Origin of the sequence: Legionella rowbothamii (assembly GCF_900639985.1) — a bacterium.
Lineage (GTDB): Bacteria > Pseudomonadota > Gammaproteobacteria > Legionellales > Legionellaceae > Legionella > Legionella rowbothamii.
Genome location: NZ_CAAAIM010000024.1, coordinates 1 through 8,726, shown reverse-complemented (window position 1 = coordinate 8,726; position 8,726 = coordinate 1). Strand labels below are relative to the sequence as shown.

The window sequence follows — 8,726 nt, the reverse complement described above, 5'->3', positions numbered from 1 at the left end:
GTAGCCACCGTAACCGGAGGTCTAATGGGCTCAAAAGCAGGAGAAAACCTCAGCAAAAAACTCGAAAACCTAGATAACCACACCGGCATGCTACGCGCTGAGCTACAAACTCTAGCAGGAGCCGGTGCTCAATCACTCACCACAGGCACCCATTTTGATGCGAGCCAAGTTCTTAGCGATAATTTAGGGGGCGTGATAGGAAACGCTGTAGTGTCAGGGATGGTCTCGCCTCATTATTTGGATGAGTATGCTCAGACTATAGATGAATTATCTATTGATGGTTTATTAAGTGACTATCAAAAATCCGAGCAAGAGTTTAATAACTATAAAGAACAGCAATTGATTGAGGAGGAGCGTGCTGTTCCTGTGCCATCTTATGGCGGGTATAATAGTGAATATTGTGCCATTCCTGTAGAGGATAATAACTACTCTTCTATCCCAGAAGGTTTTTCTGATAAAACTCCGTTAACCCAAATTAGCGAAGCAGCTGGAAAAATTTGGGAAGATTATGGGGAGGAAATTCTAAGATATGGCCCAAAAGTTTTAGGTGTTTGGGGGGCAAGCTCACATGTTTCAGAAGTAGGTATATCACTAACAACGTCTGATTATTTAAAAATGGCAGGCTCTGCTGCACTGGATTTTGTTCCTATTGTGGGGCAATTAAAAGCAGCAGGTCAGGTATGGTCTGGTAAAGATTTGCTTACTAAGGAGCATCTTAATCGAGGTCTTGCCGCATTAGGATTGGTGCCTGGAGGAAAATTAGCATACACTGCATTAAAAGGGCTAGGAAAGACTGGTTCGAAGGTTGGTTTATTAAGTGGTAAAACAGCTGTTGTTGAGGAAATAGTACAAACGGTTCCAAAAAAGTTAACTCATACTAGTGAAACGGCATTAGATGGCTTAATTAAATCTTCATCCGCGACTCTTAGAAAGTCAACCCGTTCAACCTTTCTTAACGGAGAAGCTACCAGTGTAATATTAGATGAGCCACTTACTCTATATCGTGCCCATGGGGGGAAAGCTGGTAGAGTAGGTAGGTTTGCATCACTCGATGTTTATAAGAGCAAAGTTGAATTAAGGGAAAATCTAGCTTTATTGCAAGATTGGGGTAATTCTATTACAAAAATGACTACAGTTGAATTACCCAAAGGCACTTCAATTTGGGTGGGTAGAGCAGCACCACAAATTGGACAAAATGGAGTTAAATTGTCTGGAGGAGGATCCCAGATATTCATAGATGGGAAGTTAGATTCTAGTTGGTTTACTCAAACCAAATGGTTTAGAAATTATTGGAGAAATAATTAATGTCATTTCCTGAATATAATAATCTGCTATCAGAAATCAACAGACTATCTTCTATGAGCCAATTTGAACGCGAATCGGAAGGAGTTTATGCCGAAAATAGCCAATTAAGCTTTTTGTTAAAAAAATTAAACTCAAGTAAAAATAATTACAATAAGCTGAAAGGAATTGAACACTTTGTTTCAGATATAGCAAGCTCTGGTAGTAAAATTTTAGAGTTGTTAGATGATTATTTGGAGATAATACATGATTGATAAAAGAACCATACAGAAATCAAAAGAGGTAGAGTTAGCTGTTCCTGATGAGGGTTTCTCAGATGATTTTATTAATTCAATAAAGAGCATTTGTTCGCAATATGATGGTCTACAATCAGCTTATTTAGTATTGAAAAAGGAAGATGATGATATTTGTTTTTTGTTTGGGTTTCAATTCGGTGAGACTTATCAAGAGAATGATCTTTTAATTAATAATATCATGAATGATATTTTAGATTTATTTGAAGAGGATATGGCATTTGAAGGAGTATGTCTTGGAAATAATATTCAATTAAAAAGGGCTATTGAAGAAATAACGGAAGCTTTTTTTATAAGATGAAATTGTTCTAAACAAGACCATAAAAACCATGATGGCAGGTCTTGATTTTTGCGTTAATTATAGAAAATAATCAAATTAATTCATTCATTGAATAATAAGAATAAATTAGATCTGATCTTATATGTAAAAATAAGAAGAAGGTAAGTCCAGCATGGTTAGAGTATTACGTATCATATAACTTCACGAGGAAATAATCAGGAAAATATTTATTTATCAGATGAGGATAGGATTTTATTTTTAGATATTTTTTCTCACATATTCATGGGGTACAACCATGATATGCTATGCCTATTGCTGGATGAGTAATCATTATCATTTGCTTGTCGAAACTCCTCATGGGGATGCAGTTATTAAATGGGATATATACGCAAAAATTTAATCGAACACATAGTCGTGTTGGCCATGTATTCCAAGGCCGCTTTAAGGGAATTTTAGTAGAAAGGATAATTATTTTGCTCGAGCTCTCTCGATATATTGTTTTAAATCCTGTGAGAGCAGGAAAGGCCTTGTCTGCTGATGATGGGGTTTGGAGTAGCTCTCAATCAACTATAAATCAGTCACCAAAGCCTTCATGGTTATCAACAAAAAGCAAGGTTTGACCCTGAGCTATCCCGTCAAATTTTTAAAAAAAGAGATATAAAACAAGAAGATGTAACTATCAAAGAAATAGACATGCATGATTGTTCGTGATCTAATTCGTTTCGCCAGAAATAAATAGACTAGGAAAAATCATGCATGCTGTGAAATTATTGCAAAAGAATATAGAAAAGTCATGTTCTATTCGTCATAAGAAACGCCCTCAGTGTTTATTTGATGTCGTATTATCACTTATAAATTGTGGAAAGCTTTGGATAAGTGCCCTAGGTCGAGGTATGGCAAATCAAACGACACCTAAACATAATATTAAAAAAGTAGATGCCTTAATTGGTAATAAAAAACTTCATAAAGAGCGCAATGGTCTTTATTCTTATGTTGCAAAAACTTGGATAGGAACTTTAAAGCGCCCAGTAATTATAATCGATTGGTCTCCAGTGGCTGCTGATTGCAAGCATCATTTTCTAAGAGCATCCGTTACAGGTATTGGTCGAGCGATGACCCTATATGAGGAAGTTCATGCTCAAAAATATTATGCAAATACTAACATCCATAAACACTTTCTAAGAAAACTAAGCACCATTCTGCCCAGAGAATGCAAACCAATTATTATTACGGATGCGGGCTTTAGAAATACTTGGTTTTCACAAATAACGGCATTAGGATGGGATTTTGTTGGTAGAGTAAGGCATCAAACATTAATAAAAATAGAGGATTCAGAGTGGACAGACGTAAGACAGCTTCATCCTAAAGCAACAGCAACTCCCAAATACTTGGGGCAAGTAACTGTTGCAAAAGCGAATCCAATAGACATGCATCTTTATACTTTTCGAGAAAAAAGCAAAGGACGAATAAAAAAGACGATACAAGGCGAGAAGTGCTGCTCTAGCAATAGTAAGAAATATGCCAAGGGAGCTAAAGAACCATGGTGCTCGTTACTTCGCTACCCCAACACCACACAACAGCTAAAAAAGTAATGAAACTCTATAAGTTACGCATGCAAATAGAAAGTGCTTTTAAGGATATAAAAAACGCTATGGCTTTCGACTGCCTGAATCCGGCACAAAAGACATCATGCGGTTAGAAAACTTAGTATTGGTCGCCCTTCTTGCTATGGTCTCTACTTGGTTAGCTGGACAGGTAGGATTAATCAACAAGTGGCAATACCAGATTCAGGCCAATACAGTACGTGATGTAGCTGTATTAAGTATTACATTCCTAGGTCTTCATATTTTAAGGAATACAAAATGTTACAAAATCAAGAAAAAAGAGTTAAGTGATGCCTTATTTTATATCCGAGAAAGCATTATGTGCTTGGAGAAAATATGATTGTACAAAATTATGACGGGATCGTTCAGGGCTTGACCCTTCACGTATGTGAGCCTCACGTAATATTAAGAGCCTGTAATAAAAAACGAGCGGGTAGTGAAAAAACTAAGATAAAGCAATTACTATTTAAAGCACTTTGGCACAATTTTTAATTTATCAAGTGAGTAAATGTTGGTTCTAAGTCCCAAAAGTTATTAAGAATAATTGCCCCAAACGTTCGGCAGAGGCTTGCTCAAGATAATGTGCCCCCTGATGTACCTGAATGATTGTTTCAGTTGGTAAGTCAAGAATAAAGGCTAAATGCTCAATGCCTGCTTTAGTTGATTGTAATAGAGCATCAATCCATAGTTTTTGTTTACATTTATTTTGAATAAAATCAAATCTCAAATTATCATTAAACTCTATAATACATCCCATGTTATAACTCCGTAAATTTTATGAAAATAAGGTGGGACCTCTCCAAGCTTGAGTATTTTCGGTGGGTGTGCCAACAATAAGGTATAAGCTACGTAGATTCATCTGGTTCCGAAGTTAATTCATGGTATTTTTAATTAATATTAATGATGCACATATTTATTTCGGACATCATAAAATCCTTAACTTAAGAGGCTGCCTAAACAACCTCTTAAGTTAAGTTTTCCATTGAAGTTAGACTCGATGATGACAACATATGATTTACCATTTAATCCTTAAATTGATAAATATGTTCTTTCCATAGAGTTTGGACTCGATGCATTAGAACATTGCAGATAAAAAGAAAAAATTATTTTATTTTCATGTAAATTTCGAAACCTAATAATACGCAATTTGCACTAAACAAAATCAATTTAATTGACAGGGCTATTTTAGTAGAATTAGAATCGGACGCTTTTTTATAAATTATCTATAGAACAAGGATGTTGATTGATGTTTACAGCGGTTGATGAACGAAATGGATTGGTTAAATGTTTTTGGTCAGATATTCGTCAACGCTTCGCCAAAGTAGAGCCGATCTTTACTGAGATTGTAGATCAATTATCACCAAATCAATCTTACCCGCTCTATATTGCTTATTATCCTTATGGTGATACTGATGCGGATACATGCAGCTCCTTATTTCCCAATATAAATGGAGGCTATTATCGAATTACCGATCCTAACGTTCCACAAGATATTTTTAAGCATCTGGGATATAGTGCAAATGGTACGCCGCTAGGTATGATTCTTGAAAAAGAGCTGGAGTGTTTTATTGACTTGAAAGATCTACAAATCACGATTCCTTGGTTTGTTTTTAAGCCTGGAGATATTTTTCCTCTCTCGACTATTTTAAACAAAAGAAAAAGTCATGTTTATACACCTAATGGATTATTGTCTTCAACAGCTGGAGCGCGTTCTACATTTATGCTACCTAATATAGGCGCAACCGCAAATCATTCAAATTTACAACGAGACTTTAATATTAAAAGCCGGCCGGCAAAATCTCTGTATGAGCATTGGAAAATTTTTAGAGAGGTTATTAATAGTGATGTAATTAGCTCAGATTGGCGCTGTTGTATTGTTTATTTCTCCGAAAGTTGGTTAACCAGCTTGTATAATGATGTTGCTTGGAAAACGTTAAAACAATATTTGCATGAATTGGCATGGTATCGATATGAGTATGAACGAAATAGAATTTACTACGACATTACTTTTTCAGTCATACAAAAGAGTCGTAATTTAAAGCCTAATCCTTACCTTGTTGATACTGCGAAACATTTATTTGCTACTGCCCTGGGAGCTACTCCTGGTTATGCTCCGTCAACGGATAATAATGCCTTACCTGTAGATATTTTGCAGCAAGTTTTTGTGGAGTCTTATGGCTTAAAAAAATATAAGCCAACGGTGATGCAGCCTAAATATTTTAATTTTGAAACGGATTATTTTCCTACATATTATTCATTACAGCACCCTGCCACACGCATATTCTCGCCAAGATCAAGACTTGCCTCGAGTGCAATAAATGAAATGCGTGAGTTGGAACATATCATGAATATTTTCATCGAAGAATTATCAAAAGACAACGCATTATCTTCTGATACTGTATTCGGGAAAATAGCAAAAGTGGTTGATTTCAGCTATTTTCATAATGCCCTAGATAGCCATAATATACTTAGAAATTCTCTTGAGTTATTAAATAGTGATAGTCGGTTCAATGAAACTTTATTTCCACAAAAGAAAGAACTATCATTTGCCGCAGACGCATCTTTTTTAAGAGGGTGTGTCAGGATAGGTGCTGAAATACCAACACAACAAAAAACACAGCGTTCCAAGGAACATGCTGCAATACCAGAGTAAATTTCCACCAAAGTTCTGATAAATGATCCCACCTATCACAGGTCCTATGACATTGCTTGTTGCAAATGTGGTTTGAAATAACCCTAAGCTTTGCCCCTTCTTTTGATTGTTACTTAGTTCGTAACAGATTAGTTGAGCTGTAGAGATAAACAGCATTTCTCCGGTTGTCCATATAATACAAGAAAGAATAGCCAGCGCAAAGGTAGAAGAATAACTTAAAATCAGCATTCCTACGCCCATTAATAAAGCCCCTAATCCTGTTACTAATAGCTTATTTTTTTTGCTTACTAGTGTAGTTAACGGAGCTTGAAAAGCGACAATTAAGGCGGTATCTAAAATAAATAAAATGCTTACGGCATTAATACCTAAATGTGGAAATGAATCTTGAATATATAGAGGATAAGTAGCACCTAACTGTGCAATAATTAACCCGACAAAAAACACACATGAAATAATTAATATTAAGATTATTGGTGCGGCATTTGAATATGGATGTTTGTTGTGGAATTGTGCTCTAATTGGTAATGGTATATGAGCAGTTTTAGGGTTTTGGAATAGAAGATAAAGTGCAGAGCATAAAAGCAATAAACTTGAGAGATAAAAAATTGACTGAAAACCATAAGGACTCATGCTAGCAATGAGTACACCAGATGATCCTAACCCCACATTAGCTGCAACGTGAGAAAGACTAATTGTTTTATATCGTAAGAGGGTATCATTTCCACACATATTGAGCATCCAAACATTATTGGATGTTTTAAATCCATAAGCTGCTAGCCCAAGCAAAAATAAATTAAACATTAATGTAAAAGACGATTGTAAATAAATCAAAAGAAAGAATGCGGCAGATTGAGCGAAAAGGCTAAAGAGCGAAATAAGTCTGGACGAAAATCTATCTGATAGTTTACCAGCGATGAGTCCACCAAATACGGTGCCTAATCCATAGCAAGAGAGCAATAACCCAGCGATAGATGGGGTAAAGTGCCGACTATTAACAAAATATAGTGATAGGAAAAAACAAATACCGATAGTGAGTGTATTGATGCCCATTAAAATAATACCTTGCCAACAAAGTATGGGTAATCCTCTGTAGTTTGCGGCATATTTTTTAGCGAAGTCTATTAAGTAGTCCGTCATTTTTATCTTAGTCCTAATGCGATTAATACCGTCTCATTGCAACGGGCTTTTTTTACTGGAGGAACATATAAAGTTGAAATCGCCGATAATTGAATATCTGGGAGTTGTTGTAATTGTATGCGGGTTATTCTAGGTTCAAAGCCAGGATATTGCGCTGCTTCATAGATAATCATTTCATCTTCAGGGTTATAAAAATGTTTTAAATAATCTAATAAGAGCAAAATACCTGTTTTTTTATTATTTGTGGACTCTTGATCAAGAAGACCTATCGCATCAATTTGCCATAAAATCAAATGAGATGAGTTATCAAATTTGCGTTGGTAAATTAAAAAATCTGTCGCCTCAAACGATTGGCATCCCAAAGAGCCTGGATCTATTAGAAGATCAGCAAAAAGGCAGGCTTCTGCGGAGATAGCTGGTAAAATTTTAGCAAAATAACCTTTCTTCTGTGCTTGCTTTACTGCATCTAATCCCGGCTTAGAAAAAACACTCGGATGGCCATACAAAACAAAGCACACATGTTTTTTTTGATGTAAATGTTCTAAAACATAATCTGCAATACGTCGATATACTTCCGCACGCAAAGGGCTCGAATGATATAAAAAGTCTAATGACTCAGTATTTTTATTTTGTTTTTGTATCCATAATTTTAAAATCGGATCATTTACTAAATAAAGGACAACATCAGACTGTTGTATATAAGTAATAGCTTCAGTAGTTAAATGAGCAAAGAACTTAATTCCACTCCCAACAACAACAAGTGAGGATGTATCTGGACTTATTTCCATATTTACAACTGTCTTGAAATTTATAATTCAAAAATTGTGGTGCGATCAGCAAGTACCGCATTTTTATTGAATAGAGCTTTTAGGTTCGAAGAGTCATTATTTTCAATTATTTGTTGTAAAACAGAGTGTTTTTCTTTTAAAAATTTATCCAGACTTACTTTATGGTGAACTGTACTAGCCAACTGTTCGAAAAGCGTTACGATACTCATGCGGAGAGCCCTTATTGATTAAATTGTGATTTTAACATAGAGGTATAATAGTTTAAATCGGGTCAAATTTAATTTTGTTTTGCTGAATGATGTAATGGCAATTCTAATAATTTACACCTCTAGGTTGAGGCCATGAATCTGAATTATCGAGTGAAATCAAGTGATTATTGATGACTAAATTCAAGACTTGGCCCTGAGCACATAATGAGCAGGACTATCCGCATTAGGTGGAGCTATTACTGGCACGGCCGGTGTTGGCTCTGTGCTCGGCGTTGGGATTGCGGCAGGCTTCATTGGCAGCATAGCGGGCCAAACAGCAGCCAATCTTATGGGGATGCAAAGTGGTGTTGATTTTGGTGGGGCATTGATATCCGGTCTGGCCACAGCCGCTACCGCAGGCATAGGCTATGGCTTAAAAACTATAGGGACTCTTAAAAACCTATCAAATAGTATAGGCAGG

Annotated in this window: 12 protein-coding genes; 8 read left to right on the top strand and 4 right to left on the bottom strand. The window is 35.9% G+C overall.

What is annotated here, in order from left to right; all coding sequences use genetic code 11:
• The 6 genes from E1P08_RS16930 to E1P08_RS17590 all read left to right on the top strand — a co-directional run.
• Positions 1 to 1,305 (top strand): pre-toxin TG domain-containing protein (locus E1P08_RS16930; RefSeq protein ID WP_207387388.1); only part of this gene is annotated, 1,305 nt, incomplete at its 5' end.
• Positions 1,305 to 1,556, top strand: coding sequence for a hypothetical protein (locus E1P08_RS16925; RefSeq protein WP_133138119.1), 252 nt, complete (start codon positions 1,305 to 1,307; stop codon positions 1,554 to 1,556). The genes E1P08_RS16930 and E1P08_RS16925, both read left to right, overlap by 1 nt.
• On the top strand, positions 1,549 to 1,896 hold the full coding sequence (locus tag E1P08_RS16920; RefSeq protein WP_133138118.1) for an enhanced serine sensitivity protein SseB C-terminal domain-containing protein: 348 nt from the start codon (positions 1,549 to 1,551) through the stop codon (positions 1,894 to 1,896). The genes E1P08_RS16925 and E1P08_RS16920 overlap by 8 nt, the downstream gene beginning before the upstream one ends.
• Before the next feature lie 731 nt (positions 1,897 to 2,627).
• Positions 2,628 to 3,467, top strand: a complete 840-nt coding sequence (locus E1P08_RS16910; protein WP_242602516.1) for an IS4 family transposase — start codon at positions 2,628 to 2,630, stop codon at positions 3,465 to 3,467.
• Complete coding sequence (locus E1P08_RS17595; RefSeq protein WP_341272490.1) at positions 3,416 to 3,574, top strand: transposase; 159 nt, start codon at positions 3,416 to 3,418, stop codon at positions 3,572 to 3,574. The genes E1P08_RS16910 and E1P08_RS17595 overlap by 52 nt, the downstream gene beginning before the upstream one ends.
• Positions 3,565 to 3,819 (top strand): hypothetical protein, encoded by a 255-nt coding sequence (locus E1P08_RS17590; protein WP_242602515.1) that lies wholly within the window; start codon positions 3,565 to 3,567, stop codon positions 3,817 to 3,819. The genes E1P08_RS17595 and E1P08_RS17590 overlap by 10 nt, the downstream gene beginning before the upstream one ends.
• Positions 3,820 to 3,996: 177 nt before the next feature.
• On the opposite strand, the gene E1P08_RS16905 is transcribed toward E1P08_RS17590, so the two are convergent.
• Positions 3,997 to 4,236: a hypothetical protein gene (locus E1P08_RS16905; protein WP_133138117.1), complete on the bottom strand. Its 240-nt coding sequence runs from the start codon at positions 4,234 to 4,236 to the stop codon at positions 3,997 to 3,999.
• A gap of 489 nt (positions 4,237 to 4,725) precedes the next feature.
• Between E1P08_RS16905 and E1P08_RS16900 the strand changes: the two genes are divergently transcribed.
• Positions 4,726 to 6,132, top strand: a complete 1,407-nt coding sequence (locus E1P08_RS16900) for a hypothetical protein (RefSeq protein WP_133138116.1) — start codon at positions 4,726 to 4,728, stop codon at positions 6,130 to 6,132.
• Here E1P08_RS16900 and E1P08_RS16895 read toward each other — a convergent pair.
• The 3 genes from E1P08_RS16895 to E1P08_RS16885 are packed head-to-tail and all read right to left on the bottom strand — an operon-like array spanning position 6,046 to position 8,266.
• Positions 6,046 to 7,269 carry an MFS transporter gene (locus tag E1P08_RS16895; protein ID WP_133138115.1) on the bottom strand — a complete coding sequence of 408 codons (1,224 nt, stop codon included), beginning with the start codon at positions 7,267 to 7,269 and terminating at the stop codon, positions 6,046 to 6,048. The genes E1P08_RS16900 and E1P08_RS16895 overlap by 87 nt on opposite strands.
• A gap of 2 nt (positions 7,270 to 7,271) precedes the next feature.
• Positions 7,272 to 8,057, bottom strand: a complete 786-nt coding sequence (locus tag E1P08_RS16890) for an SAM-dependent methyltransferase (protein ID WP_133138114.1) — start codon at positions 8,055 to 8,057, stop codon at positions 7,272 to 7,274.
• A 20-nt stretch (positions 8,058 to 8,077) separates the two neighbouring features.
• Positions 8,078 to 8,266, bottom strand: coding sequence for a hypothetical protein (locus tag E1P08_RS16885; protein ID WP_133138113.1), 189 nt, complete (start codon positions 8,264 to 8,266; stop codon positions 8,078 to 8,080).
• A 262-nt stretch (positions 8,267 to 8,528) separates the two neighbouring features.
• Here E1P08_RS16885 and E1P08_RS16880 point away from each other — a divergent pair.
• Positions 8,529 to 8,726: hypothetical protein (locus E1P08_RS16880; RefSeq protein ID WP_133138112.1), on the top strand; the 198-nt coding region annotated here is incomplete at its 3' end.